The organism is Herbiconiux sp. (assembly GCF_023264895.1).
Lineage (GTDB): Bacteria > Actinomycetota > Actinomycetes > Actinomycetales > Microbacteriaceae > Herbiconiux.
In genome coordinates this window covers 1-25,816 of the sequence record NZ_JAHFUY010000069.1, presented here as the reverse complement: position 1 = coordinate 25,816, position 25,816 = coordinate 1, and the positions used below count along the sequence as shown (strand labels likewise).

General features: G+C 69.6%; 23 protein-coding genes and 2 pseudogenes. 17 read left to right on the top strand and 8 right to left on the bottom strand.

All coding sequences use genetic code 11. The features are described 5' to 3' along the window. A pseudogene (locus tag Q0D57_RS13335) lies at positions 1-971 on the top strand (glycine dehydrogenase (aminomethyl-transferring)); the annotation flags it as partial. 36 nt (positions 972-1,007) lie between these two features. Further along, positions 1,008-1,769: a pentapeptide repeat-containing protein gene (locus tag Q0D57_RS13330; protein WP_291044772.1), complete on the top strand. Its 762-nt coding sequence runs from the start codon at positions 1,008-1,010 to the stop codon at positions 1,767-1,769. 10 nt (positions 1,770-1,779) lie between these two features. On the opposite strand, the gene Q0D57_RS13325 is transcribed toward Q0D57_RS13330, so the two are convergent. Beyond that, positions 1,780-2,559: a CPBP family intramembrane glutamic endopeptidase gene (locus tag Q0D57_RS13325; RefSeq protein WP_291044769.1), complete on the bottom strand. Its 780-nt coding sequence runs from the start codon at positions 2,557-2,559 to the stop codon at positions 1,780-1,782. Between the two features lie 200 nt (positions 2,560-2,759). Between Q0D57_RS13325 and Q0D57_RS13320 the strand changes: the two genes are divergently transcribed. The 6 genes from Q0D57_RS13320 (at position 2,760) to Q0D57_RS13295 (ending at position 10,642) form a co-directional block, all read left to right on the top strand. Next, positions 2,760-4,370 (top strand): ABC transporter substrate-binding protein, encoded by a 1,611-nt coding sequence (locus Q0D57_RS13320; RefSeq protein WP_291044767.1) that lies wholly within the window; start codon positions 2,760-2,762, stop codon positions 4,368-4,370. A 107-nt stretch (positions 4,371-4,477) separates the two neighbouring features. Then, positions 4,478-5,407, top strand: coding sequence for an ABC transporter permease (locus Q0D57_RS13315; protein WP_291044765.1), 930 nt, complete (start codon positions 4,478-4,480; stop codon positions 5,405-5,407). Continuing rightward, on the top strand, positions 5,397-6,350 hold the full coding sequence (locus Q0D57_RS13310; RefSeq protein WP_259530714.1) for an ABC transporter permease: 954 nt from the start codon (positions 5,397-5,399) through the stop codon (positions 6,348-6,350). The genes Q0D57_RS13315 and Q0D57_RS13310 overlap by 11 nt, the downstream gene beginning before the upstream one ends. Beyond that, the gene (locus Q0D57_RS13305; protein ID WP_291044761.1) at positions 6,347-8,122 is read left to right on the top strand and encodes an ABC transporter ATP-binding protein; all 1,776 of its coding nucleotides are present in this window, start codon (positions 6,347-6,349) and stop codon (positions 8,120-8,122) included. Before Q0D57_RS13310 ends, Q0D57_RS13305 begins: the two co-directional genes overlap by 4 nt. A gap of 94 nt (positions 8,123-8,216) precedes the next feature. Next, positions 8,217-10,124: a translational GTPase TypA gene (gene typA / locus Q0D57_RS13300; RefSeq protein ID WP_259530716.1), complete on the top strand. Its 1,908-nt coding sequence runs from the start codon at positions 8,217-8,219 to the stop codon at positions 10,122-10,124. Between the two features lie 53 nt (positions 10,125-10,177). Beyond that, complete coding sequence (locus Q0D57_RS13295; RefSeq protein ID WP_291044758.1) at positions 10,178-10,642, top strand: hypothetical protein; 465 nt, start codon at positions 10,178-10,180, stop codon at positions 10,640-10,642. Here Q0D57_RS13295 and Q0D57_RS13290 read toward each other — a convergent pair. Genes Q0D57_RS13290 through efeU form a run of 4 tightly spaced genes read right to left on the bottom strand, consistent with a single transcriptional unit; the run spans position 10,623 to position 15,448 of the window. Further along, a complete protein-coding gene (locus Q0D57_RS13290) occupies positions 10,623-12,044 on the bottom strand; it encodes an MFS transporter (protein WP_291044755.1) in 1,422 nt (473 codons plus the stop codon). The two genes, Q0D57_RS13295 and Q0D57_RS13290, sit on opposite strands and share 20 nt — an antisense overlap. Further along, positions 12,041-13,333, bottom strand: a complete 1,293-nt coding sequence (gene efeB / locus Q0D57_RS13285) for an iron uptake transporter deferrochelatase/peroxidase subunit (protein ID WP_291044751.1) — start codon at positions 13,331-13,333, stop codon at positions 12,041-12,043. The genes Q0D57_RS13290 and efeB overlap by 4 nt, the downstream gene beginning before the upstream one ends. Before the next feature lie 28 nt (positions 13,334-13,361). After that, complete coding sequence (efeO, locus tag Q0D57_RS13280; protein WP_291044741.1) at positions 13,362-14,555, bottom strand: iron uptake system protein EfeO; 1,194 nt, start codon at positions 14,553-14,555, stop codon at positions 13,362-13,364. Continuing rightward, positions 14,552-15,448, bottom strand: a complete 897-nt coding sequence (gene efeU, locus Q0D57_RS13275; protein ID WP_291044739.1) for an iron uptake transporter permease EfeU — start codon at positions 15,446-15,448, stop codon at positions 14,552-14,554. Before efeU ends, efeO begins: the two co-directional genes overlap by 4 nt. A 100-nt stretch (positions 15,449-15,548) precedes the next feature. On the opposite strand from efeU, the gene Q0D57_RS13270 reads away from it, so the two are divergent. The 5 genes from Q0D57_RS13270 to Q0D57_RS13250 all read left to right on the top strand — a co-directional run bounded on the left by Q0D57_RS13270 (position 15,549) and on the right by Q0D57_RS13250 (position 20,003). Continuing rightward, entirely contained in the window at positions 15,549-15,968 is a 420-nt protein-coding gene (locus Q0D57_RS13270) for a DUF6113 family protein (protein ID WP_291044737.1), read from the top strand. Between the two features lie 37 nt (positions 15,969-16,005). After that, complete coding sequence (gene fdxA, locus Q0D57_RS13265) at positions 16,006-16,329, top strand: ferredoxin (RefSeq protein ID WP_259530722.1); 324 nt, start codon at positions 16,006-16,008, stop codon at positions 16,327-16,329. 15 nt (positions 16,330-16,344) lie between these two features. Further along, positions 16,345-17,463 carry a succinyldiaminopimelate transaminase gene (dapC, locus tag Q0D57_RS13260; RefSeq protein WP_291044735.1) on the top strand — a complete coding sequence of 373 codons (1,119 nt, stop codon included), beginning with the start codon at positions 16,345-16,347 and terminating at the stop codon, positions 17,461-17,463. 129 nt (positions 17,464-17,592) lie between these two features. After that, on the top strand, positions 17,593-18,879 hold the full coding sequence (locus Q0D57_RS13255; RefSeq protein WP_291044733.1) for a citrate synthase: 1,287 nt from the start codon (positions 17,593-17,595) through the stop codon (positions 18,877-18,879). 848 nt (positions 18,880-19,727) lie between these two features. After that, positions 19,728-20,003 (top strand): DUF559 domain-containing protein, encoded by a 276-nt coding sequence (locus Q0D57_RS13250; protein ID WP_291044731.1) that lies wholly within the window; start codon positions 19,728-19,730, stop codon positions 20,001-20,003. Positions 20,004-20,060: 57 nt separating this feature from the next. Here the strand turns inward: Q0D57_RS13250 and dapD are convergent, their stop codons facing one another. Beyond that, a complete protein-coding gene (gene dapD / locus Q0D57_RS13245; RefSeq protein ID WP_291044728.1) occupies positions 20,061-21,023 on the bottom strand; it encodes a 2,3,4,5-tetrahydropyridine-2,6-dicarboxylate N-succinyltransferase in 963 nt (320 codons plus the stop codon). Positions 21,024-21,063: 40 nt separating this feature from the next. On the opposite strand from dapD, the gene dapE reads away from it, so the two are divergent. From dapE to Q0D57_RS13230, 3 genes are all read left to right on the top strand, one after another. Next, a complete protein-coding gene (dapE, locus tag Q0D57_RS13240) occupies positions 21,064-22,164 on the top strand; it encodes a succinyl-diaminopimelate desuccinylase (protein WP_291044724.1) in 1,101 nt (366 codons plus the stop codon). Positions 22,165-22,201: 37 nt separating this feature from the next. After that, a complete protein-coding gene (locus Q0D57_RS13235) occupies positions 22,202-23,410 on the top strand; it encodes a hypothetical protein (RefSeq protein ID WP_291044721.1) in 1,209 nt (402 codons plus the stop codon). A 71-nt stretch (positions 23,411-23,481) separates the two neighbouring features. Next, a complete protein-coding gene (locus Q0D57_RS13230; RefSeq protein WP_022897336.1) occupies positions 23,482-23,655 on the top strand; it encodes a DUF3117 domain-containing protein in 174 nt (57 codons plus the stop codon). An 82-nt stretch (positions 23,656-23,737) separates the two neighbouring features. Here Q0D57_RS13230 and Q0D57_RS13225 read toward each other — a convergent pair whose 3' ends face one another. Beyond that, positions 23,738-24,370, bottom strand: coding sequence for a class I SAM-dependent methyltransferase (locus tag Q0D57_RS13225; protein WP_259530729.1), 633 nt, complete (start codon positions 24,368-24,370; stop codon positions 23,738-23,740). Between the two features lie 96 nt (positions 24,371-24,466). Here Q0D57_RS13225 and Q0D57_RS13220 point away from each other — a divergent pair. Then, positions 24,467-24,724, top strand: a pseudogene (locus Q0D57_RS13220) (Sec-independent protein translocase TatB); the annotation flags it as partial. 268 nt (positions 24,725-24,992) lie between these two features. Here Q0D57_RS13220 and Q0D57_RS13215 read toward each other — a convergent pair. After that, positions 24,993-25,816 (bottom strand): hypothetical protein (locus tag Q0D57_RS13215; protein ID WP_291044711.1); only part of this gene is annotated, 824 nt, incomplete at its 5' end.

Here is a 25,816-nt window from a genome sequence, read left to right as displayed (position 1 = left end):
TCGCGGCCCTCATGATCACCTACCCCTCCACCCACGGCGTCTACGAGCACGAGGTCACCGAGATCTGCCGTCTCGTGCACGAAGCGGGCGGTCAGGTCTACGTCGACGGCGCCAACCTCAACGCCCTGCTGGGCTACGCCCGGTTCGGCGACTTCGGCGGCGACATCTCGCACCTCAACCTGCACAAGACCTTCTGCATCCCGCACGGCGGGGGCGGCCCCGGCGTCGGTCCGGTGGCGGCGAAGGCCCACCTCGCGCCGTTCCTGCCGTCGCATCCGTTCGCCCAGGAGGCCGAGCACCTGCTCCTCGACGGGCAGACGGTCGTGCACGGCGGGCCGCAGATCTCGGCGGCACCCTACGGCAGCCCGAGCATCCTGCCCATCAGCTGGGCGTACGTGCGCATGATGGGCCTCGAGGGTCTCGCGGAGGCCACGGCCTCGGCGGTTCTCGCGGCGAACTACGTGGCGGCGCGGCTCGCTCCGCACTTCCCCGTGCTCTACACGGGTGAGAACGGCCTCGTGGCGCACGAGTGCATCCTCGACCTCCGCGGCATCACGCAGGCCTCGGGCGTGAGTGTCGACGACGTGGCCAAGCGGCTCGTCGACTACGGTTTCCACGCGCCCACCATGAGCTTCCCGGTGCCGGGCACGCTGATGGTGGAGCCCACGGAGAGCGAGGACCTGGCCGAGATCGACCGCTTCGTCGACGCCATGATCGCCATCAAGGCCGAGATCGACCGCGTGGCCGCGGGGGAGTGGCCGGCCGGCGACAACCCGCTCCGGAACGCCCCGCACACGGCGCAGTCGGTGGTGCAGGGGGAGTGGGAGCACGCCTACGACCGCGAGACCGCGGTGTACCCCGTGGCCTCGCTCGTGCGCGGCAAGTACTGGCCTCCCGTGCGCCGCATCGACCAGGCCTACGGCGACCGCAACCTGGTCTGCGCGTGCCCGCCTCCGGAGGCCTTCGAGTAGCGGGCGGGCACCCGCGCATTTGCTAGAGTTCGACACATGACGACACCCCGTGCCGCCCGCCTGTCCGCACTCCTGACGGGCGCGGCGCTCGCGGGGGCGGCGGTGGTGGGCTCGGTGCTCGGGGTCGCCGCCCCGGCCTCGGCCGAACCGGTGTTCGACGAGGGCGGCTGCACCGTGCTGCGGGTGGCCGATGCGGGCCCGGGCGGAGCCCAGTGCGCGGGCATGGACCTCAGCGGCCCGCGGTTCGGCGAGGGCGACTTCCGGAACGCCGACCTGCAGAACACCTCGTTCGTCGACGGCGACGTGCAGGGCGCGATCTTCAACGGCGCGAACCTCACGGGGGCCGACTTCACCAACACCCGCATCGTGGGCGCCGACTTCACGGGCTCGAGCATCCTGCCCGGTGTGCTCGACCTCGAGGCGGATGCGTCGGGCATGGCGCCCGTGCCCATCACGCCCAATCTGCCCACGGGCCTCACCCTCGACGGCTGCTCGATCGTGGCCACGCCCGTCGGCTCGGGCGAGATGTTCCCGATCGGCACCTCGAACATCCTCTGCACCCTCTCGACCTCGTTCGAGGGCACGGCCACCGCGGTGATGACGGTCAACGTCACGGCCTCCGCCACGGCGCCGCCCACCGAGGAGCCGCTCTTCACGCCCGATCCCTCGGTCGCTGCCCCCACGGCCACCGAGTCCACGCCGAACTGGCTCATGATCGGCGGCTTCATCGGCGGCGGCGTGCTCGTGGCCGGCGGCATCGCGGCGTTCGTGGTCTCGAACCGCCGTTCGGCGCGCTAGCTGCCCGGCGCTACGCGCCGAAGAGCGCGGGCAGGTTGGCCACGGCCCAGGCGTAGCCCACGAACGACAGGATGTCGATGATCCAGTGGGCCACCACGAGCGGCATCGTGCGTCCCCAGCGCCAGTAGCACCAGCCGAACACCACGCCCATCACGACGTTGCCGACGAACGGGCCGATGCCCTGATAGAGGTGGTAGCTGCCCCGCAGCACGGCGGCCGAGAGGATGATGCGCCACTTCTGCCAGCCCAGCTGCCGCAACCGGGTGAAGAGGTAGCCCACCACGATCAGCTCCTCCTGCAGCGCGGCGCGGAGGGCCGAGAGGATGAGCACGGGGGTGGTCCACCAGAAGGTGTCGAGGGGAGCCGGCACGACGTCGACGGTGATGCCGGCCGCCCGGCCCGCGAAGTAGAGCGCGATGCCCGGCACGCCGATCAGGAGCACGAGCAGGAGACCCCGGCCGAGGTCGCGCCACGGGTCGCGCAGATCGAAACCGAGACGCCGGAATGGGTTCCCGCCGGAGATCGCGAGCAGGTAGAAGATCAGGGCCACGGGCGCGAGCGCGAACACGATCGCGAGCACCTGGTAGGTGCCGTCGAGCCACTCACGCGGGTTCAGCGATCCGTTGATCGTGGCGGTCTGATCGGCCAGCGCCGTCTCGGCGGTGAGGCGCGCGACGATGCTCACGACCGAGTAGACGGCGGATGCTCCGAGCGACAGCCCGAGCACGATCGCGATCTCGCTCCACAGCCTCCGGCGGCGCAGCCGGGCCCAGCTCAGGGCACGAGTCATTCCACTTCACTTTCTTGCGTCGAGCGCCACTTTTCCACAACAACTGTGGAAGGCGCACAAAGAACTCGCTGAATTAGTTTCGTGTTCGTAACTTTTTCGGCCGTGGTTTGCTCCGGGTCTGACCCCCGCTTAGGGTACTTCCTTAGGTTCGGCCCCTCATGAGGGGGCACACCTTCTCTCATTCTGCATCAGGAGGAAAATTGAAGATCAGACGGTTTGGTCTCGGCGCGATCGCGCTCGTGGCCGCGGGTACGCTCGCACTGTCCGGCTGCGCCAGCGGCGGCTCGGACGACTCGGCCGGCGACACCGCCGCCATCATCACCACCAACGGCTCTGAGCCCCAGAACCCCTTGGTCCCCACCAACACCAACGAGGTCGGCGGTGGAAAGATCCTCGACGCGATCTTCGAGGGCCTGGTGTACTACGACGGCGACGGCGCCCCCCACAACGCGGTGGCCGAGTCGATCGAGACCGATGACGCGACGAACTACACCATCACGCTGAAGCCCGATCTGACCTTCACCAATGGCGACCCCGTCACCGCCGACTCCTTCATCGACGCCTGGAACTACGGCGCGCTGGCCTCCAACGAGCAGCTCTCGAGCTACTTCTTCGAGGACATCGTCGGGTTCAGCTACGACGAGGACTCCGAGCTCACCGGTCTCAAGAAGGTCGACGACCTGACCTTCACCGTCGAGCTCAACGCACCGAAGTCCGACTTCCCCCTGCGCCTCGGCTACTCCGCCTTCTACCCGCTGCCCGCCTCGGCGTTCGACGACATGGAGGCCTTCGGCCAGAACCCGGTCGGCAACGGCCCGTACATGCTCGACGGCGAGAACGCCTGGGCCCACAACGAGAAGATCGACCTCGTCGTGAACCCCGACTACGCCGGTGAGCGGACGCCCGTGAACGGCGGCCTCTCGATCGTCTTCTACGCCACGCAGGATGCGGCCTACGCCGACCTCCTCGGCGGCAACCTCGACGTGCTCGACGCCGTGCCGGACTCGGCGCTGTCGACCTTCGAGGCCGACCTCGGCGACCGCGCGGTCAACCAGCCCGCCGCCGTGTTCCAGTCGTTCACCATCCCGGAGCGCCTCGCGCACTTCGGCGGCGAAGAGGGCAAGCTCCGCCGTGCGGCGCTGTCGATGGCGATCAACCGCGAGGAGATCACCGACGTGATCTTCGAGGGTTCGCGCACCCCGGCCTCCGACTTCACCTCCCCGGTCATCGACGGCTTCAGCGACTCGCTCGAAGGCGCCGAGGTGCTCGAGTACAACCCCGACGAGGCCGTGAAGCTGTGGGCCGAGGCCGACGCCATCTCCCCGTGGGACGGCGAGTTCAAGATCGCCTACAACGCCGACGGCGGCCACCAGGCCTGGGTCGACGCCACCACGAACAGCATCAAGAACGTCCTCGGCATCGAGGCGTCCGGTGAGCCGTACCCGACCTTCCAGGAGGCGCGCACGCTCATCACCGACCGCACGATCCAGACCGCGTTCCGCACCGGATGGCAGGCCGACTACCCCGGCCTGTTCAACTTCCTCGGCCCGCTGTACGCGACCAACGCCGGCTCCAACGACGGTGACTACTCGAACCCCGAGTTCGACGCCCTCATCAACTCCGGCGCGGAGGACACCGACCCGGCCTCGGCCAACGAGAAGTTCCAGCAGGCACAGGAGATCCTCCTTCAGGACCTCCCCGCCACCCCGCTGTGGTACTCCAACGTGACCGGCGGCTACAGCGAGAACGTCGACGACGTCGTGTTCGGCTGGAACTCGGTTCCGCTGTACTACGAGATCACCAAGAGCTAGTCCACCAGCTCGTTCGGGGGCGACGGCTTCGCGCCGTCGCCCCCGAATCATGCATCCTCGTCCGTTCGGCGCCACCCGCCTCTAGCTCGATTGGTACGGTCTGATCCGTGGCCGGATACATCTTCAGACGTCTTCTCCAGGCGTTACCCGTCCTGGTGGGAACGACGTTCCTCATCTACTTCATGGTCTTCGCGATGCCCGGAGACCCGCTTCTCGCCCTCTTCGGCGACAAGACCCCCAACCCGGCCGTGCTCGAGCGCCTGCGCGAGCAGTACCACCTCGACCAGCCGTTCATCGTGCAGTACTTCCTGTACCTCGGCGGGATCTTCCGCGGCGACTTCGGCACCTCGTTCTCGGGCGAGCCGGTCACCGAGATCCTGGCGCGCACGTTCCCCGTCACGATCCGCCTGGCGCTCATGGCCCTGTTCATCGAGTTCGTGCTCGGCGTGCTGATCGGCCTCATCTCCGGCCTTCGGAAGGGCAAGCTGTTCGACGCCTCGGCGCTCGTGATCAGCCTCATCCTCATCTCGCTGCCGATCTTCGTGATCGCGTTCGTAGCGCAGTTCATCTTCGGGATCCAACTGGGCTGGGCCAGGACGACGGTGTCCGCCGGTGCCCCGATCCAGGATCTGATCCTGCCCGCGTTCGTGCTCGCCTCGATCACGTTCGCGCAGATCGTGAGACTCACGCGCTCGTCGGTGATCGAGACGCAGAGCCTCGACTTCGTGCGCACCGCCTACGGCAAGGGCCTCAGCCGGCGCCGCATCATCCCGGTGCACATCCTGCGCAACTCGCTCATCCCCGTGGTCACCTACGCGGCCACCGACTTCGGCGTGCTGCTGGTCGGTGCGACCGTCACGGAGGGCATCTTCAACGTGCCCGGTGTCGGCCGCACGCTCTACCAGGCGATCATCCGCGGCGAGGGCCCCACGGTCGTCTCGTTCGTGACCGTCATGGTGCTCATCTATCTGGTGGTCAACCTCGTCGTCGACCTCCTGTACGGCCTTCTCGACCCGAGGATCCGCTATGTCAAATAATCCACCCACCCCGACGCCGAAGCACTTCGTCGCGCCCCTGGAGGAGACCCCTCTCGTCGCGATCGACGCCGTCAACGTCGGTGAGCGCAAGAGCAACCTCTGGATCGACGCCTGGCGCGACATGCGCCGTCGGCCGATGTTCTGGATCTCGGCCGCCATCATCCTGCTGGTCGTGGTCGTGGCCCTGTTCCCGAACCTCTTCTCGCAGATCGACCCGCGCGAGTGCGTGCTCTCGAACAGCAACGGCGCACCCACGGGCGCGCACCTGCTGGGCTTCAACAAGCAGGGCTGCGACGTGTTCTCGCGGATCATCCACGGCACCTCGACGTCGCTGTCCGTCGGCATCATCGTGGTCATCCTCACCACGGTGCTCGGCATCCTGTTCGGCGCCTTCGCGGGCTTCTACGGCGGCTGGCTCGACTCGATCCTGTCCCGCGCCGGCGACATCTTCTTCTCGATCCCCTACATCCTGGCCGCCGTGGTCATCATGTCGGTGTTCTCGGCCTACCGGAACGTGTTCGTGATCGCCCTGGCGATCGGCATCTTCGCCTGGCCGTCGACGGCGCGTGTGCTGCGGGCCGAGATCTTGAGGGTCAAGAACGCCGACTTCGTGATGGCCTCCCGGGCCCTCGGCGTCTCGAACTTCAAGATCCTGCTGCGCCACGTGCTGCCGAACTCCATCGCCCCGGTCATCGTGGTCACCACGATCTCGCTGGGCGCCGCGATCGTCGCGGAGGCGACCCTGTCGTTCCTCGGTGTCGGGCTGCCCAACACGACCATGTCGTGGGGCAACGACATCAGCGCCGCGCAGACCGACCTCCGCACCGCGCCGCAGACGCTCATCTACCCGTCCATCGCGCTCTCCGTGACCGTGCTCGCCTTCATCATGATGGGCGAAGTCGTGCGAGATGCCCTCGACCCGAAGGCGAGGGCTCAGCGATGACCGACGTCACGAACCAGAACGGAGCAGCGCAGAAGCCGCTGCTCGAGATCAAGGACCTGCAGGTGGGCTTCAAGACCACCGAGGGCGTCGTCCCCGCCGTGCGCGGTGTCGACCTCACCCTGATGCCGGGCCAGACGCTCGCCATCGTGGGGGAGTCGGGTTCCGGCAAGTCCACCACCGCCCACGCCATCATCAACCTGCTCCCCGGCCCCGGCCGCATCACGGGCGGTTCCATCATGTTCGACGGCCAGGAGCTCACCTCCTTCAGCCAGAAGAAGATGGAGGAGGTGCGCGGGCGCCAGATCGGCTTCGTGCCGCAGGACCCGATGTCGAACCTCAACCCGGTCTGGTCGATCGGCTTCCAGGTCGAGGAGACCATCCGCGCCAACGGCATCGCCACGGGCCGGAAGGCCGTGCGCGAGCACGCCATCCAGGTGCTGAAGGAGGCGGGCCTCGCCGACGCCGACAAGCGACTGAAGCAGTTCCCGCACCAGTTCTCCGGCGGCATGCGCCAGCGCGTGCTGATCGGCATCGGCCTCTCGTCGCGGCCGAAGCTCCTCATCGCCGACGAGCCCACCTCGGCGCTCGACGTGACGGTGCAGCGCAAGATCCTCGACCACCTCGAGACGCTCACCCGCGACATCGGCACGGCCGTGCTCTTCATCACGCACGACCTCGGCCTCGCCGCCGAGCGCGCCGAGCAGCTCGTGGTGATGTACAAGGGGCGGATCGTCGAAGCGGGCCCCTCCAAGGAGATCCTGCAGAACCCGGTGCACCCGTACACGCAGCGACTCGTGGCCGCGGCTCCGAGCCTCGCCTCGCGGCGCATCCAGTCGGGCACGGCGGCGACGCCCACGCACGCGCTGAGCGACCTCGACTACGCGCCCACCACGGTGACCGAGAGCGTCGACCTCATCGCGGCCGCCGAGGAGCGCCTCGAGCAGACCTCCCAGGGGCCGAGTCTTGAGAAGCGTCCGGATGCCATCGTGGTGAAGGACCTCACCAAGGTCTACAACATCCGCGGCCAGGGCAAGGGCAAGGCGAGCGAGCTCGTCGCCTCCGACAACGTCTCGTTCTCGGTGGCCAAGGGCACGACGACCGCGCTCGTCGGCGAGTCCGGTTCGGGCAAGTCGACCGTGGCGAAGATGATCCTCAGGCTCGAGGATCCGACGAGCGGATCGATCATGATCGACGGCGTCGACGTGGCGCCGCTGAAGGGCCGCCCGCTGCTCGACCTGCGCCGGCGCATGCAGCCGGTCTTCCAGGACCCGTACGGCTCGCTCGACCCGCTGCGGAACATCGGCAACACCATCGGCGAGCCGCTGCAGGTGCACAAGGTCGGCGACCGCACGTCGAGGCGCGAGCGCGTGCTCGAGCTGCTCGACCAGGTCGCGCTGCCGGAGAACCTCATCACCCGCTACCCGAACGAGCTCTCCGGCGGTCAGCGCCAGCGCGTGGCCATCGCGCGGGCGCTCGCGCTGAAGCCCGACATCGTGGTGCTCGACGAGGCGGTCTCGGCTCTCGACGTGCTCGTGCAGGCCCAGATCCTGAAGCTGCTGGCCGATCTGCAGGCCGAGCTCGAGCTCACGTACCTGTTCATCACGCACGACCTGGCGGTGGTCCGGGTGATCGCCGACAACGTCTGCGTCATGCAGCGCGGGCGCATCGTGGAGGCGGCTTCGACCGATCAGGTCTTCGACAGCCCGCAGGAGCAATATACTAAGGAGTTGCTGAACGCCATCCCGGGCGCTGGAATCACCCTGGGCGTTTAGCGGATCCGGGCCACGACGCCCACTTTTCCCGCTATCTAAGAGCCCGCGGGTGGCACGGCCACCAGACTCGGGTTCACGAACCTGAGGACTTCCCATGGCCAAAGCCACCCGCGACGACCTGCGTAACGTCGCTATCGTCGCCCACGTCGACCACGGCAAGACCACCCTGGTCGACGCCATGCTCACCCAGACCAACTCGTTCGACGCGCACTTCGATGCCGACGACCGCATGATGGACTCCAACGACCTGGAGCGTGAGAAGGGCATCACGATCCTCGCCAAGAACACGGCGATCTCGTACACCGGCAAGCACGCCGGCGACAAGCCGATCACCATCAACGTGATCGACACGCCCGGCCACGCCGACTTCGGCGGCGAGGTCGAGCGCGGCCTCTCCATGGTCGACGGCGTCGTGCTCCTCGTCGACGCCTCGGAGGGCCCGCTGCCGCAGACGCGCTTCGTGCTCCGCAAGGCGCTCGAGGCCAAGCTGCCCGTCATCCTCCTGGTCAACAAGACCGACCGCCCGGATGCGCGCATCGACGAGGTCGTGGGCGAGTCGCAGGACCTGCTGCTCGGCCTCGCCTCCGACATGGCCGACGACGTGCCCGACCTCGACCTCGACGCCATCCTCGACGTGCCCGTCGTCTACGCCTCGGGCCGCAACGGCGCCGCGTCGCTCAACAAGCCCGAGAACGGCACGCTGCCCGACAACGACGACCTCGAGCCGCTCTTCGGCGCCATCCTCGAGCACGTCCCGGCTCCGGTCTACGACGACGAGGCGCCCCTCCAGGCCCACGTCACGAACCTCGACTCCTCGCCGTTCCTCGGCCGTCTGGCCCTGCTCCGTGTCTTCAACGGCACGATCAAGAAGGGCCAGCAGGTCGCCTGGGTCAAGCACGACGGCACCGTGCACCAGCAGCGCATCAGCGAGCTGCTGAAGACGGTCGCCCTCACCCGCGTGCCCACCGAGAGCGCCGGCCCCGGCGACATCGTGGCCATCGCCGGCATCGACGAGATCACCATCGGCGAGACCATCGCCGACCCGGAGGACGTGCGGCCGCTCCCCGCCATCACGGTCGACGACCCCGCCATCTCGATGACCATCGGCACCAACACCTCGCCCCTCGTGGGCAAGGTCAAGGGCCACAAGCTCACCGCCCGCATGGTCAAGGACCGCCTCGACCGCGAGCTCATCGGCAACGTGTCGCTGCGCGTGCTCGACGTGGGCAAGCCCGACGCCTGGGAGGTGCAGGGCCGTGGAGAGCTCGCGCTCGCCATCCTCGTCGAGAACATGCGCCGCGAGGGCTTCGAGCTCACCGTGGGCAAGCCCCAGGTGGTCACCAAGCAGGTCGACGGCAAGACGCACGAGCCCTACGAGCACCTCACGATCGACGCCCCCGAGGAGTACCTCGGCGCCATCACGCAGCTGCTCGCCGCTCGCAAGGGCCGCATGGAGAACATGTCGAACCACGGCACCGGCTGGGTGCGCATGGAGTTCATCGTCCCCTCGCGCGGCCTGATCGGCTTCCGCACCGAGTTCCTCACCATCACACGCGGCACCGGCATCGCGAACGCGATCTCGCACGGCTACGGCGAGTGGGCCGGCGCCATCGTGACCCGCAACAACGGCTCCATCGTGGCCGACCGCTCCGGTGTGGTCACGCCGTTCGCCATCATCGCCCTGCAGGAGCGCATGACCTTCTTCGTGAACCCCACCGAGGAGGTCTACGAGGGCATGGTGATCGGCGAGAACTCGCGCGCCGACGACATGGACGTGAACATCACCAAGGAGAAGAAGCTGACCAACATGCGTCAGTCCACCTCCGACACGTTCGAGTCGATGACCCCCTCGCGTCAGCTCTCGCTCGAGGAGTGCCTCGAGTTCGCCCGCGAGGACGAGTGCGTCGAGGTCACCCCCGAGATCGTGCGCATCCGCAAGGTCGAGCTCGACGCCAACGCGCGTGCGCGCCGCACCGCCAATCTGAAGCGCGCCAACCAGTAGCGTTCACCACATCGCAGTAGCCGGGACGCCCGGGGATCTGGGATGATCGACACATGAAGCGCAGAGCCTCCGTCATCATCGCCATCTCCCTGGGCGTTCTCGCTGCCCCGGCCCTCACGGGCTGTTTCGGCAACCCCGTCGAGTCGATCGTCGAGGGTGCGGTCGAGCAGTCTGGCGGCGGCGAGGTCGATCTCAACAGCGACGGCGGCGTGCCCGACGGCTTCCCGAGCGAGATCCCCCTCTACGACGGCGAGGTCGTAGGCGGCCTCGGTGCCGGCAACGTGACCGACGGCGGCGGCTGGACCGTCGTGATCGCGGTCGACGACCTCGAGGCCTCGTTCACCTCGATCAACGACCAGCTCGTGGCCGCGGGCTTCGAGTCGAGCTTCTCGGGCTTCACCGAGGGCACCGGCAGCGGCATGTACAGCAACGGCACCTACAGCGTGCTGCTCGCCGTGGCCGACGACGGATCGGGCCAGAAGACGGCCACCTACATCGTCACGGGCGCTTCGCAGTAGCGCCTCGGGCGGCGTCGGCGCGCGGAGCGGCGGTGGCGCGAGGCGCCACGAGGAAGGCGGCCACGGCCACGGCCAGGGCGAGCACGAACACCGCCACGAAACCCGATCCGGCTGCACCTGCTCCCGCGCCAGGGTCGGCTCCCGGGCCGAACGCCTGGAACAGGATTCCGGCGATCGCGAGGCTCATCGCCGGCCCCGACGAGTCCGCGATGTTGAGGGCCGACGAGTTGAAGCCCTGGTTCGCCGGGGTCGAATTCGCCAGCGTGAGCACGGAGAGCCGCGGGTAGGCGAGGCCCATGCCGGCGCCGGAGACCGCCCAGCCCGCGATCACCACCCCGATCGGCAGGTGCAGCGCAGACGCGAGCAGCACCACTCCGATGGCGAGCACCACGAGGGTGCTGCCGATCCGGAGGCTCACCCGGGCCGGGATGCGATCGGCGAAACGGCCCTGCGTGAGGGCGACGCCGCCCCACGCGATGCCGCTCGCCGTGAGGGCGAGACCGGCCGCCGCGGCACCGAGGCCGTAGCTCTCGGTGAAGAGGTAGGGCAGGTAGACCTCGGCGGCGAAGAAGCCGCCGGCGAGCAGCAGCCGGGTGGAGACGACGCTCGGGAGACCGGGCAGCGCCCGGAGCGCGCCGCGCGGCAGGAGGGTGCGGAGCGCGATCAGGGCCACCACGAGCGCCGCCGCCGCGACCAGGTAGACGAGGGCGCCCTCGAGCTCGGTCGAGACGCTGAGGCCGAGCACCGAACCGGCCAGCACGATCGACCAGACGATCCGCCAGCCGTCGATGCGCGGCCGGTCTGCCCCCGCGGTGTCGGGCGCGCCGTTCTGCCGGAGCAGCCGGAGGGCCGGGCGCAGCAGCGCGGCGGCGGGCAGGATGATGGCGACGACGCCGAGGAACACCCAGCGCCAGCCGAAGGTCTCGCCCACGACCCCGGCGAGGAAGGGGCCGACGAGCGAGGGCACGACCCAGGCGGCCGCGAACAGCCCGAAGATGCGCGGCTGGAGGGCGGGCGGGAACACCCGGGCCACGATCACGTAGAGCGCGACCGTGGTGGCGCCGCTGCCGAGCCCCTGCACGAGGCGGCCGACGACCACGAGCTCCATCGACACCGCGGTGCCCGCCACGATCAGGCCGGCGGCGAACAGCGCCACCGAGAGCAGCAGGGGAGTGCGGGGACCCGTGCGGTCGCACCAGAGCCCCGCCACGACCATGCCGACGACCGCGGCGGCCAGCGGCGCCGCGAAGGCGACGGCGTAGAGGGCGGCACCGTCGAGCTCGGCGCTGATGGTGGGCATGACGGTCGTGACCGCGAGGTTCTCGAACGCCGCGACGAACACGAGCACGACCGCGCCGACTGTGATCAGGCGGTAGCGCGAGGAGAAGGGCCCCTCGCTCACGCGAAGAGCGTCTCGCCGACGAAGCCGCCCTCTGAGGCGCCCGGCGGCACCGCGAAGACGCCGGAGCCGACGTGCCGCAGGTACTCGTTCATGGCGTCGTTCTTCGCGAGGTTCATCTGGATCGGCACGAACTGCGTGCGCGGATCCCGCTGGTAGCAGATGAAGAACAGGCCGGCGTTCAGGCGCCCCAGGTCGTCGTTGCCGTCGACGAAGTTGTAGCCGCGGCGGAGCATCTTGGCACCCGCGTTCTGATCCGGATGCGCGAGCCGCACGTGCGCATCCGTCGCGATCAGCGGCGCGCCACCTCGGCCGGTCGCCGCGAAGTCGGGCTCGGAGAACTCGGTGCCGCCCGAGAAGGGTGCGCCCTCGCCCTTGGTGCGGCCGACGATCGCCTCCTGCTCACGCAGCGACGTGCGGTCCCAGGTCTCGATCGTCATGCGGATCTTGCGGGCCACGAGGTAGGAGCCGCCCGCCATCCACGCGGCGTCGTCGGCGGCCGCCCAGACCTGCTCGTCGACCACGGCGGTCTCCTCGGCCTTGATGTTGGCCGTGCCGTCCTTGAACCCGAAGAGGTTGCGGGGTGTCAGCTGGGCGGTCGTGGTGGAGCTCGTGCGCCCGAAGCCGAGCTGCGACCAGCGGATGGAGGCCCGGCCGAACGCGATCCGGGAGAGGTTGCGGATGGCGTGCACCGCGACCTGCGGGTCGTCGCTGCAGGCCTGGATGCAGAGGTCACCGCCCGTGAGCGTCTCGACGAGGGCGTCGGCCGGGAAGTGCGGGAGGTCGGCGAGGGCGGCGGGGCGACGGCCGGCTATGCCGAACCGGTCTGTGCCGTCGGCCGACGTGAAGAGCGTGGGGCCGAAGCCGATCGTGATGGTGAGGCCGGCCGCGGGGAGCCCGAGCGCCTCGCCGGTGTCGTCCGGCGGCGCGTCGTAGGGGCCGCTGACGGCGCCGTAGACGCCCACGGGGTCTCCGGCCGTCATGAGCGCCGATGCCGCGCTCCAGTCCTGCAGCAGCTCGACGAGCTCGTCGCGGGTGATGTCACCCACGTCGAAGCTCGCGAAGTGCAGGCGGTCCTGTGCCGGGGTCACGATGCCCGACTGGTGCGCGCCGAAGAACGGGTACACCGCTGCGCTGCTCGCGGCCGACGCCGCCTGGGGAAGCGCGAACCGGTCGACGGCGATGCCTCCCGCCACGCCGATGCCGGCCCCGAGCGCGCCGGCCCCGGCGAGGCCGAGCAGCCCCCTGCGGGAGATGCCGGGCGACGCCTGGGCCGGATCGGGTTCGGACATGGCTCCTACTGTAGGCCGGGCCCGGAGGCTAGCCGACCAGGGTCGCCGTGAGGCGGCTGAGAGGTTCGCTGAGTGCGCTCACGCCGTCGGCCAACTGCTTGACCTGGTCGGTCGAGAGCTCGTCGTAGTAGACGAAGCCCTCATCGAGGCTGCCGTACTCGGCGAGGGTCGACTCGAGGGAGGCGAAGCGCTCGTCGATCGTCGTCACGAGCTCCGGATCCTTCGTCTCGACGATGTCGCGGACGCCCTCGTAGGCCACGCGGGCGCCCTCGAGATTGGTTTGGAAGTCCCACAGGTCGGTGTGCGACCAGATCTCCTCCTCGCCCGTGATCTTGCCGCTCGCGACCTCCTCGAGGAGGCCGATCGCGCCGTTGGAGATCGCGTCGATCGTGACGGTGTACTCCGGGTCGTTGACGGCGTCGTGGAGCAGCTGCGTGTCGGCCACGAGCTTGTCGGCGTAGTAGGTGCGCTCGTCGGCGGTGAGCGGCACGTACTCGGTGCCGCCGTTCTCCTCGGCGGTCGGCGGGAAGAGGTCCTTCTCGATCCGGTGCCAGCCGGTCCACTCGTCCTCCGGCGGCACGTCGGCCTCGCGGAAGTCGATGGCGGGGTCGAGGTCGCCGAACGACTCGGCCACGGGCTCGATCCGCTCGTAGTTCGCGCGGGTGATGGCGTAGAGCTCGGCCGCGGTCTTGCCGTCGGGCGACGGGGTGTCGGAGACGTAGGCTTCGACGAAGGTCTGGGTGCCCACGACGAGCTGGCCCACCTGGTCCTTGACGTAGGCGACGTAGTTGGCCGCCGCCGCGTCGACCTGGTCCTGCACGTCGCCCGCGAGCTCGACCTTGTCGCCGGTGACCGAGAACGAGGCGCGGCCCACACCGTCACCCACCATGCCGGGCTTGCAGACCGTGAAGTAGTCGCCGGGCTGCGCCTGCACCACGAGGTCGCGCGAGATGCCGGGGCCCACGTTCTCGACCTCGCCCACGATGCGCAGGCCGTCGTCGGCGAGGAGGGAGAACTCGGTCACCTGATCGCCGGAGTTGGTGACGTTGAAGGTGAGGGTGCCGCTCGTGGCGGTCGTGGCGCTCACCACGCAGTCGTCGGTGGTGGAGTCGACGGTGATGGCCGCGGTGTCGCCGCCGGCCGGGCTGTTCGGCACGCAGCCGGCGAGGGCCAGCAGGGTGATGGCCGCTCCTGCCGAGGCGATGAGGGGTCTGGTGTTCACGAGTGCTCCTTGATGGGGTGGGAGGTGCTGGGGCTGGTCGTGGGGGAGCCGGTGCCGGTGGCGCTTGTGGTGCCGGCGCTGCGGGGCTTCCGGCCGCGTCGCACGGCGAGCACGAAGAGGGTCATGGTGGGGATGAAGTAGGCGAGCCAGGCGATCATCTCGAGCCAGGTGGTGGCGGGGGAGAAGTTCACCGTGCCCTTCAGCAGGGTGCCGTACCAGCTGTCCGGCGGCACGATCGCGCTCACGTCGAACGCGAGGTCGTAGAGACCGGGGAGGATGCCCGCCTCCTGCAGGTCGTGCACGCCGTAGGAGAGCACGCCGGCGGCCACCACGATGAGGAAGCCGCCCGACCAGGCGAAGAACTTCGCGAGGTCGATGCGCACCATGCCCTTGTAGATCAGGTAACCGAGCACGACCGCGGTGGCGATGCCGAGGGCCGCCCCCAGGATCGGCAGCGTGGTCTCGCCCGTGGCCTGCACGGCCGCCCAGATGAACAGGGCGGTCTCGATGCCCTCGCGGCCCACGGCGAGGAACGCCACGAGCACGAGTCCCCAGCCTGCTCCCACGAGCGCCCTGTCGACATCGCCATGGAGGGTGCCGCGGAGGTTCTGGCTCGTGCGGAGCATCCAGAACACCATCCAGGTCACGAAGCCCGTGGCGATGATCGAGAGGCCGCCGCCGGTGGCCTCCTGGGCCTCGAAGCTCAGGCCGTAGGTGCCGAACGTGAGCACGGCGCCGAGCGTCAGCGCCACGAGCACAGCGAGGGCGACTCCGGCCCACAGCCGCAGCAGCACGTCGCGCCGTTCGAGCTTCTGCACGTAGGCGATCAGGATGCCCACCACGAGGGCGGCTTCGAGCCCTTCGCGAAGGCCGATCAGGTAATTGGCGAGCACCCGCATCCATTCATAGGAATTCGGTAAGCCTTGCCTTACCAAGGATCGAGAGTACGACTCGTTCAGCCTTTTGTCCACTGCGGCCGCGTATCCTGAGCGGATGCTCTCCGCACCCGATGTCGCACCGCCCCCCGCGGCCGCCGGGTCGACCCTCGGCACGCGCATCCTCGCGCTCGTCGTGTCGTTCGTGCTGGGGGCCGTCTTCGGCATCCTCGGCACCGTCGTGCACCAGGTGACGTTCAGCGTGTTCGGGCTCTTCGACGTTCCCGTCGGACTGATCGTGGCGCTCCCCGCCACAGCCCTCCTGCTGGCCGGCCTCCGGCTCGTCGCGCCCACGCGGCTCGCCGCCGTGCTGGCGGCCGCGGCGCTCGTCGGGGTCGTGGCGCTGCTCGCGCTGCCGAGCCAGGGCGGCTCGGTGCTCATCCCCGCCGACCTGACCGGCATGGCGTGGGTCATCGGGTCGACGCTCGTGGCCGTCGTGGTGCTCGCGTGGCCCGAGCCCGCCCCGCGGAAGCCGTAGACTTGACCTCCCGGTCATCGAAGGGAAACGAACAACTGTGACCTATGTCATCGCCCTCCCGTGCGTGGACGTCAAAGACCGCGCCTGCATCGACGAGTGCCCGGTCGACTGCATCTACGAAGGCGAGCGTTCGCTCTACATCCACCCCGACGAGTGCGTCGACTGCGGGGCCTGCGAACCCGTGTGCCCCGTCGAGGCCATCTACTACGAAGACGACCTGCCCGAGGAATGGGCCGACTACTACAAGGCCAACGTCGAGTTCTTCGACGAGGTGGGCTCGCCCGGCGGCGCCGCCAAGGTCGGCGTCATCAAGCACGACCACCCGGTGATCGCGGCCCTGCCCCCGCAGGGCGACCACTAGCGGCGGGGCCGGACCGTGGCCCTCGGCGCCCTTCCCGACTACCCGTGGGACCAGATGGAGCCGTACGCGGCGACGGCCCGGGCGCATCCGGGCGGCATCGTCGACCTCTCGATCGGCTCGCCGGTCGACCCCACGCCCGAGCTCGTCCGCTCCGCGCTGGCCGCGGCGACCGACGCTCACGCGTATCCGCTGACCGCCGGCTCGGTGCCGCTGCGCACGGCGATCGTCTCCTGGTGGGAGCGCCGTCGTGGTGTGACGGGGCTCACCGAGGCGAACGTGCTGCCGACCATCGGGTCGAAGGAGTTCGTGGCGTGGCTGCCGTTCATGCTGGGCCTCGGCGACGGAGACGTCGTCGTGCATCCGCTCGCCGCGTACCCGACCTACGCGATCGGTGCGCAGCTCGCGGGGGCGACCGCCGTGGCCGCCGACGACCCCGAATCCTGGCCCACCGACACCAAGCTCGTCTGGCTCAACAGCCCGGGCAATCCGGATGGCCGCGTGCTGTCGGTGGCCGAGCTGCAGGCGGCCGTCGCGCGGGCGCGCTCGCTCGGCGCCGTGATCGTGGGCGACGAGTGCTACGCCGAGCTCGGCTGGGACGGGCCGTGGGCGAACTCGCCCGTGCCGTCGCTGCTCGAGCCGCGGGTGACCGGGGGAGACCTCACGGGCGTGCTCGCCGCCTACTCGCTGAGCAAGCAGTCGAACCTCGCCGGCTACCGCGCGGCCTTCGCGGCCGGTGACGCCGCCCTGATCTCCCGGCTCCTCACGGTGCGGAAGCACGCGGGCATGATCCCGCCCGCTCCCGTGCAGGCGGCCATGGTGGCGGCGCTCGGCGACGACGCGCACGTGGCGGCGCAGAAGGAGCTCTACCGGGCCAGGCGCTCGGTGCTGCGGCCCGCGCTCGAGGCGGCAGGGCTCCGGATCGACCGGAGCGAGGCCGGGCTCTACCTCTGGGCCACCGAGGGTCGGGACGGCTGGGAGACGATCGGGCGGCTCGCCTCGCTCGGCATCCTCGCCGGGCCCGGGCACTTCTACGGGTCGTCGTACCCGGGCCACGTGCGCTTCTCCCTCACCGCGACCGACGAGCGGATCGCCGCCGCCGCCTCGCGGCTGTCGGAATCCTCCAACGACCGCTGACCAGCGTGAGCGGATGCGACAGTGGGCTTCGGGTCACATTAGGCTGTATGAGGGTCAACGCGGTCACGGGTCACATTCCTGCTGCGTCCCGCCACTGAAAACCCAGGCAGGATCACTCAAGGAGGCGCCGTGACGGACGTCGAGAAGAAGGCAACGCTGACCTATCCGGGAGGGACTGCGGAGTTCCCGATCCTCGACAGTGTCGACGGGGCATCGTCGATCGACCTCTCGTCGCTGACGAAGCAGACGGGCTACACGACGCTCGACTACGGGTTCGTGAACACGGCGGCCACGAAGTCGTCGATCACCTACATCGACGGCGATCAGGGCATCCTGCGCTACCGCGGGTACCCCATCGAGCAGGTCGCGACGTCGCTGTCGTACCTCGAGACCGCGTGGCTGCTCATCTACGGCGAGCTGCCGACCGCCACCGAGCTCAGCGACTTCGACGAGCGCATCCGCCGGCACACCCTGCTGCACGAAGACCTCAAGCGCTTCTTCGACGCGCTGCCGCACAACGCGCACCCGATGTCGGTGCTGTCGTCGGGCGTCTCGGCGCTCTCGACCTACTACCAGGACTCGCTCAACCCGCACTCGCCGGAGGACGTCGAGATCTCGACCATCCGGCTGCTCGCGAAGCTGCCGGTGATGGCGGCCTACGCGCACAAGAAGAGCCTCGGGCAGGCGTTCCTCTACCCCGACAACTCGCTGTCGTTCGTCGACAACTTCCTGCGGCTCAACTTCGGCAACCTCGCCGAGCCCTACGAGATCAACCCGGTGCTGTCGAAGGCGCTCGAGCGCCTGCTCATCCTGCACGAGGACCACGAGCAGAACGCGTCGACCTCTACGGTGCGGCTCGTCGGCTCGACCGAGGCGAACATGTTCGCGTCGATCTCGGCCGGCATCAACGCGCTTTTCGGGCCGCTGCACGGCGGCGCCAACGAGGCCGTGCTCACGATGCTCGCGCAGATCCGCGACTCCGGCGAGGGTGTGGCGAAGTTCGTGGAGCGCGTGAAGAACAAGGAGGCGGGCATCCGTCTCATGGGCTTCGGGCACCGCGTCTACAAGAACTACGACCCGCGCGCGAAGCTCGTCAAGGAGTCGGCCGACGAGGTGCTCGCCGCCCTCGGTGTGAAGGACCCGCTGCTCGACATCGCCAAGGAGCTCGAGGAGGTGGCACTCAACGACGAGTACTTCGTCTCGCGCCGCCTCTACCCGAACGTCGACTTCTACACGGGCGTCATCTACAAGGCGATGGGGTTCCCCACGCGCATGTTCACGGTGCTCTTCGCCATCGGCCGCCTCCCGGGCTGGATCGCCCACTGGCGCGAGATGTCCTCCGACCCCCAGACCAAGATCGGCCGCCCCCAGCAGCTCTACCTGGGCTCCGCGGCCCGCGACCTCCCCCCGCGCTAACCCCCCCCCGCACCCTCCCTCCCTGCCACCCCTCCCACGAGTGGGCACTTTCGGTCGCAAAGCGGCGACTATCAAGCCGAAACTGCCCGCTCGTGGGGTAGGGCTGGGGTCGTTGTCCACAGGATGGCTGGGCGGGGATGGTGGTGCCGGTCGGTGGGGCACTCTTGGGCATGCCCAAGAGAGTTCCGTTGCCTTCCGAGTTGCAGGATGTCCCATTCAACCTCCGAGACGCAAGGGCGTCCGGGGTCGGTCTCGGCAGGCTCCGGAGTGGCGATCTGGAGCGCCCGTTCCGGGGTGTGCGTTGCTCCTCGCCCGCTATCGGGGTCGTCGATCGATGCGAGGCCTACGCGACGAGGATGCGAGACGACCAGCTGTTCAGTCACGTCACGGCCGCGCAGCTCTGGGGAATCCCGCTGCCTGCGTGGGCAGCGCGTCAGATCGACCTCGATGTCTCCACGGTCGGGTCGGCTACCCGGCCGCGGACGCCGGGCGTGAGAGGTCATCGCCTCAACGCGCCGATGAGACAGGCGCGGAGGGCGGGACTGAGGGTCACGGATGCGGCGACCACGTGGATGCAACTGGCCGGCATCGTGGCTCTCGACGACCTCATCGTGGCCGCAGACCATCTCATCCGCACTCCGCGGCGTCCGGCCGTCGATGACCCGCGACCCTACGTGAACGCCACGGCGCTCGCTCAGTTCGCGGGTCGCCACCGGGGCCGCGGTCGTCGCCACGCTCTCGAGGCAGTGCGGTGGATGCGAGATGGTGCGGATTCGCCTCGGGAGACGATGCTTCGTCTCGAACTCGTGCGTGCCGGGCTCCCCGAGCCCCGACTCAACGTCCCTATCGTGGATGCATTCGGGCGATTCATCGCGTTCGGTGACCTGGTCTACTCGGAGGAGAAGGTCCTGGTGGAGTACGACGGTGAACAGCACCGCCTCGACTCCGTGCAGTTCCAGCACGACATCGCCCGCCACGAGACGCTCCTCGAGGCCGGCTGGATCCACATCCGCGAGACGAAGGAGACTCCCGCCACGGGCGCGGACTCGACCGTCCACCGCACGCGCCGTGCACTAGCCCTCCGCCGCCAACCCCCTCCCACGAGTGGGCAGTTCCGGTCGTAAGTTGTGGTTCTTGGAGCCGAAAGTGCCCACTCGTGGGAGGGGGGGAGGGGGAGGGGGTTAGGCGTGGAGGGTGGGGTTGAGGGTCACTCCCGCTCCGGTGCGGGAGACGGCCTCGACCGCGCCCGTGAGGGAGTTGCGGCGGAAGAGGAGGTTGGGCACGCCGGAGAGGGAGACCGCCTTGACCACGCGGTTCTCGGCATCCGCTCCGGAGTCGTCGATGAGGACGACCTTCGTGCCCGCCGTCACGTAGAGGCCCGCCTCCACGACCGAGTCGTCGCCGATCGAGATGCCGATGCCCGCGTTGGCGCCGAGGAGCGCCCGCGAGCCGATCGAGACGCGCTGCGTGCCTCCGCCCGAGAGGGTGCCCATGATGGAGGCGCCGCCGCCGATGTCCGAGCCGTCGCCCACCACGACACCCTGCGAGATGCGCCCCTCCACCATCGAGGTGCCGAGCGTGCCCGCATTGAAGTTCACGAACCCCTCGTGCATGACCGTCGTGCCCGGTGCCAGGTGCGCCCCGAGCCGCACGCGCGAGGCGTCGCCGATCCGCACTCCGGCCGGGGTGACGTAGTCCAGCAGCCGCGGGAACTTGTCGATCGAGTAGGCCTGGATGCCCGCTCGCTGGAGCGACGGGCGCAGGCGCGAGAAGGCCTCCGGATGCACGGGGCCCGCATTCGTCCACGCCACGATGGGCAGGTGGCCGAAGATGCCGTCGAGGTTGATCGTGTTCGGCGCCACGAGCAGGTGCGACAGCAGGTGCAGGCGGAGGTACGCATCCGGGGTCGAGGCGGGCGGCGCGGCCAGCTCGATCGAGACCATCGTGACCGAGACGGAGACCTCGCGACGCGCATCCGGAACCGCGTGCCCCGTGAGGTCGGCGGGCACCGAACGGTCGGCCCCGGCCGGAGCCGACCCGAGCGCGGGGGCGGGGTACCAGGTGTCGAGCACGGTGCCGTCTGCGGCGATCGTGGCGAGGCCGTGGCCCCAGGCGTGCGTGGGAGTGGAAGCGTCTTCAGGCATGCCTCCAGCGTATTGGGCCGGGAACCCTACACTTGAGCACATGGACCGATTCGATCCCGCCCAGCCCGTGTTCGACCTGAGCGGATCGTCGACGGTCCTCACCCAGCAGATCTGCGACGTCGAGTCGGTGTCGGGCGACGAGGGTCTCCTCGCCGACGCGATCGTGGCCTCGCTCGCGGGAGCCGCGCACCTCGAGATCATCCGCGACGGCGACACGATCGTGGCCCGCACGAACCTCGGCCGGGCCGAGCGCGTCGTGATCGCCGGCCACATCGACACCGTGCCCCTCAACGCGAACCTGCCGACCCGCTACGAGACGATCGACGGCGAGGAGTACCTCTGGGGCCGCGGCACGGTCGACATGAAGGCCGGCGTGGCGGTGCAGCTGAAGCTCGCCGCCGAGCTCACCGATCCCGTGGTCGACATCACGTGGATGTGGTACGACCACGAGGAGGTCTCCAACGACCTCAACGGCCTGACCCGCCTGGCGGCGAACCGGCCCGACCTCTTCGCGGGCGACTTCGCCATTCTCGGCGAGCCCAGCAACTCGCAGATCGAGGGCGGCTGCAACGGCAACCTGCGCGCCGAGATCCGCACCTTCGGCCTGCGCTCGCACTCGGCCCGCAGCTGGGTGGGCGACAACGCCATCCACAAGACCGCCCCCATCCTCGCCACCCTCGCCGCCTACGAGCCGCGCCAGGTGGAGGTCGACGGCCTCGTCTACCGCGAGGGGCTGAACGCGGTGGGCATCAGCGGCGGGATCGCCGGCAACGTCATCCCTGACGAGGCGATGGTGCACGTGAACTACCGCTTCGCCCCCAGCCGCTCGGGCGAGGAGGCCATCGCCCACATCCACGAGACCTTCCCCGGCTACGACATCCGGATCGTCGACCTCGCCGAGGGCGCTCGCCCCGGGCTCGACGCCGCGCTCGCGCAGCGCTTCCTGGCTGCCGTCGGCGGCGAGGCCAAGCCGAAGTACGGCTGGACCGACGTGGCCCGCTTCTCGGCCATGGGCGTGCCCGCCGTGAACTACGGCCCCGGCGACCCGCTCAAGGCGCACGCCGACGACGAGCGCGTGCGGGTGAGCCAGATCGAGGACTGCGAGGCCGGCCTCCGCGCCTGGCTCACCGGCGCGGTCTGAGCCGGTGGCGGCGAAGTCGGGCAACCCGGCGCGGGTGATGGATCGCCCCCGCATCGTCGACCGCGGATGGCGTTCCGGCGTCGGTGGCCTGCCGTGGTGGGCGCACGTGCTCGCGATCTTCGTGCTCTCGCGCGTCGTCACCACCACCATCGTGCTGCTCTTCGCCCAGGCGCAGGGCCAGAACCCGTGGACGGGCGCCAACCCGCCCTACCTCTCCTACGCCGCCATCTGGGACGGCAACTGGTACAAGATCATCTCCTTCTCGGGCTACCCGAGCACCCTGCCGATCACCGCCGACGGCCACGTGGGCGAGAGCGCGTGGGCCTTCATGCCGGTCTACCCGTTCGTGGTGGAGGGCATCCGCTTCGTCACCGGCGCCAGCTGGGAGCTCGTGGCCGTGACGGTCTCGGTGCTCTGCTCGGCCGGCGCCGCGCTCGTGTTCTACAAGCTCATGGAGCACGTGCTGAAGAACCGCGGCGCAGCCCTGTTCAGCGTGGTGCTGCTGACGGTCGCCCCGCTCTCGCCGCTGCTGCAGTTCGCCTACGCCGAGGCGATGCAGCTCCTCCTCCTCGTGAGCGCCCTCTACCTCGTCGTGACACGGCGCTACGCGTGGGTGTTCCCGATCGTCGCCGTCATGGCGCTCACCCGGCCCACCGGCCTCGCGTTCGCCCTCTTCATCGCCCTGCACGTGGTGCACCGGTTCGTGAGGCGGGCCCGCGACCCGTTCCCCGTCTCCGAGCGGATCACGACGTGCCTGCTCGCCGTGTTCAGCGGCGTCATGGGGCTGGCGTGGCTCCTCATCGCCTGGGCGGTCACCGGATCGCTCACCGCCTACACCGACACCGAGCTCGCCTGGCGCGCGGCCTACATCGGCTACGGCGAGCTCGTGCCATTCACGGCCTGGTTCCAGAGCGGCACCTGGTGGCTGGGGGAGCCGCTCGGCGCGATCGTCGTGGTGGGGATCGTGATCGGCTTCGCCGTGTTCCTCGTCCTGCCGCCGGTCAAGCGGCTCGGGGTCGACCTCCGGCTGTGGCTCCTCAGCTATGCGCTCTACCTCTTCGCCGTGTTCTTTCCGCAGTCGAGCGTGTTCCGGCTGCTCCTGCCGATGTTCCCGGCGCTCGGCGCGCTCGCCCTGCCGCGCTCGATCGTCTACCGGGTCGGCATCGTGCTCGTCTGCATCGCCGGCCAGGTGGGCTGGATGGCGATCGGCTGGGGCGTGGACGGAGCCGACTGGACACCCCCGTGATGACGGAGATGTTCCATCACTTCACTCGCATCCGCGATAATAGGTAGCGACTACCACGAAAGGGGAGCCGAATGGCCGCCATGAAACCGAGGACCGGCGACGGACCGATGGAGGCAGTGAAAGAAGGACGCCTCATCATCGTGCGCGTTCCGCTGGAAGGCGGAGGACGCCTGGTCGTCTCCGTCAACGACGCGGAGGCGAAAGAGCTCCACGATGCTCTCGCCGGGGTGGTCAACCCCGCCTAGCCGAGATGCTCGACACGACCCCGGTGCTTCGGCGCCGGGGTCGTTCGCATTCCCGCCCGCCGTGGCACTCGGATCCGCGTCGCTACTCGGCGATCTTGGTGACCTGGAGCAGCCCGTCTCCGGCGGGGGAGAGCGCCACGAGCACGGCCTCGGAGGCCGAGAACGCCGCCGCGAGCGTGCGGAAGTCGCCGACGGTCTCACCGCGCTGCGCCGGATCGGCGACCTTGTCCTTCCAGAGCGCGTGCGGCACGAGCACGGTGCCACCGCGCCGCACCATGCGGAGCGCGTGCTCGACGTACTCGATCACGGAGGCCGGATCGGCGTCGACGAGCACGAGGTCGTAGGAGCTGTCGTTCAGGCGCGGCAGCACGTCGGCGGCCTTCCCCGTGATGAGGCGGATGCGGTTGGCCGGCACCTTCGCCTCCACGAGCGCGGCACGCGCCACCTGCTGGTGCTCGACCTCGGTGTCGATCGAGGTGATGGTGGCCTCGGGTGCTCCCGTGAGCATCCAGAGGGCCGACACGCCGAGGCCGGTGCCGATCTCCACGATCGAGCGCGCCCCGGTCGCCGCCGCGATCACGGCGAGCTGGCTGCCGATGGCGGGCGACACCGACTCGACGCCGAGCTCGATGGCGTGGGCGCGGGCTGCGGTGATGGTGGGCGACTCGACGACGATGTCGTCGGCGTACTTCCAACTGGATTCTTTGCGTGACAAGGGGGCCTCCGCGCCCAGCTTAGGCAACACGGATGCCCCGGCAGCGGAGGCACGCGGCTCACAGGTGGGGCCGGGCCGCGACGGTATGATTTCAGCATGTTCGGGTTGACCTTCGAGAAGCTCCTGCTGATCGGGGTGATCGCGGTGTTCCTTCTCGGCCCCGAACGGCTCCCCGGCTACGCCGCCAAGCTCGCCCAGCTCGTGCGCACGGTGCGCGACATGGCCAACGGCGCCAAGGAGCGCATGCGCGACGAGATGGGTCCCGAGTTCGACGACGTCGACTGGAAGAAGCTCGACCCGCGGCAGTACGACCCCCGGCGCATCATCCGCGAGGCGCTGCTCGCCGACGAGCCCGGCGGCGCGGCCGGTGCCGGTGCGGCGGCGGGGCCCGCGGTGCGGCCGGTCGATCGGCCCGCACGCCCTGCGCCCGCGTATCTGCAGCACAAGGCGAAGTCGGCGGGCGGACCGGTGGACCTCGCGAAGCCGGCGGCCGGATCCGTGGACCTCGCGAAGGACGCGGCCGGGTCCGTCGACCTCGCGAAGGACGCGACGGCCGTCACTCCGGCGGCGACGGATGCGGCGGTGGCTGCCACGGCCTACGACTCCGAGGCCACCTAGCCGGTCACGGCACCGCGAAGCCGCAGGTCGACGCGATGAAGGCGTAGAGCGCCAGGCGGAGCTCGTCGGAGGGTGAGACGTGCACGGTGCCCTCCGTGCCGTCGGCGAGGGTGATGGTCACGGGGAGGACTGTGCCGCGCTTGTCCTCGGCGATCGCGTGCGGGTCGCAGCGGGCCGGTACCGCGCTCAGGGTGATCGAGAAGGGCTGATCGCCTTGGGTGACGGTGGCATCGAGCGGCCAGGCGTCGGCGGCAGCGGCGTCGGCGTCGGCATCGGTGGCGGGCGCGGCGGGCTCGAGGAGGATGGTGGACGCCGCGGACTCGAGCGTGAGGGATGCGGGCGAGCCGCTCGCGGTCGCGTGGGCCGCCGGCTCGGCCTGCAGGGTGAGCTGCGCCACGGCATCCGGGCCCGTGCCCTCGATCGCGAGGCGATCGTCGAGACGCAGTGTCGCGATGGCCGACACCTCGTGCTCGAAGCAGTCCTCCTGAGCGATGCGGGGGAGCACGCCGAAGGGGTCTGCGGGTGCCGAGGTGACGGTGCGCTCGGCACCCGTCGCATCCGTCACCTTCACCGTGAGCGTCGGGGCGGCTCCGCCCGGTGTGGGGCACACCGACGCGCCGAGCGGCACGGGGAGCTGGCGCACGAGACCGGCCGGCACCTCGACCGGGCCCGGGTAGTCGACCGCGGTGGCGAACTGCGGCGACTCGAAGCGCGCCGAGAGGACGGTCAGAGGGGCGTCGCCCTCGTTGCCGACGGAGAGCTGCAGCGTGCGGGTGGCGTAGTCGGGGCGGTTCTGCAGGATCGAGAGCGCGAGGCCGTCGGTGACGA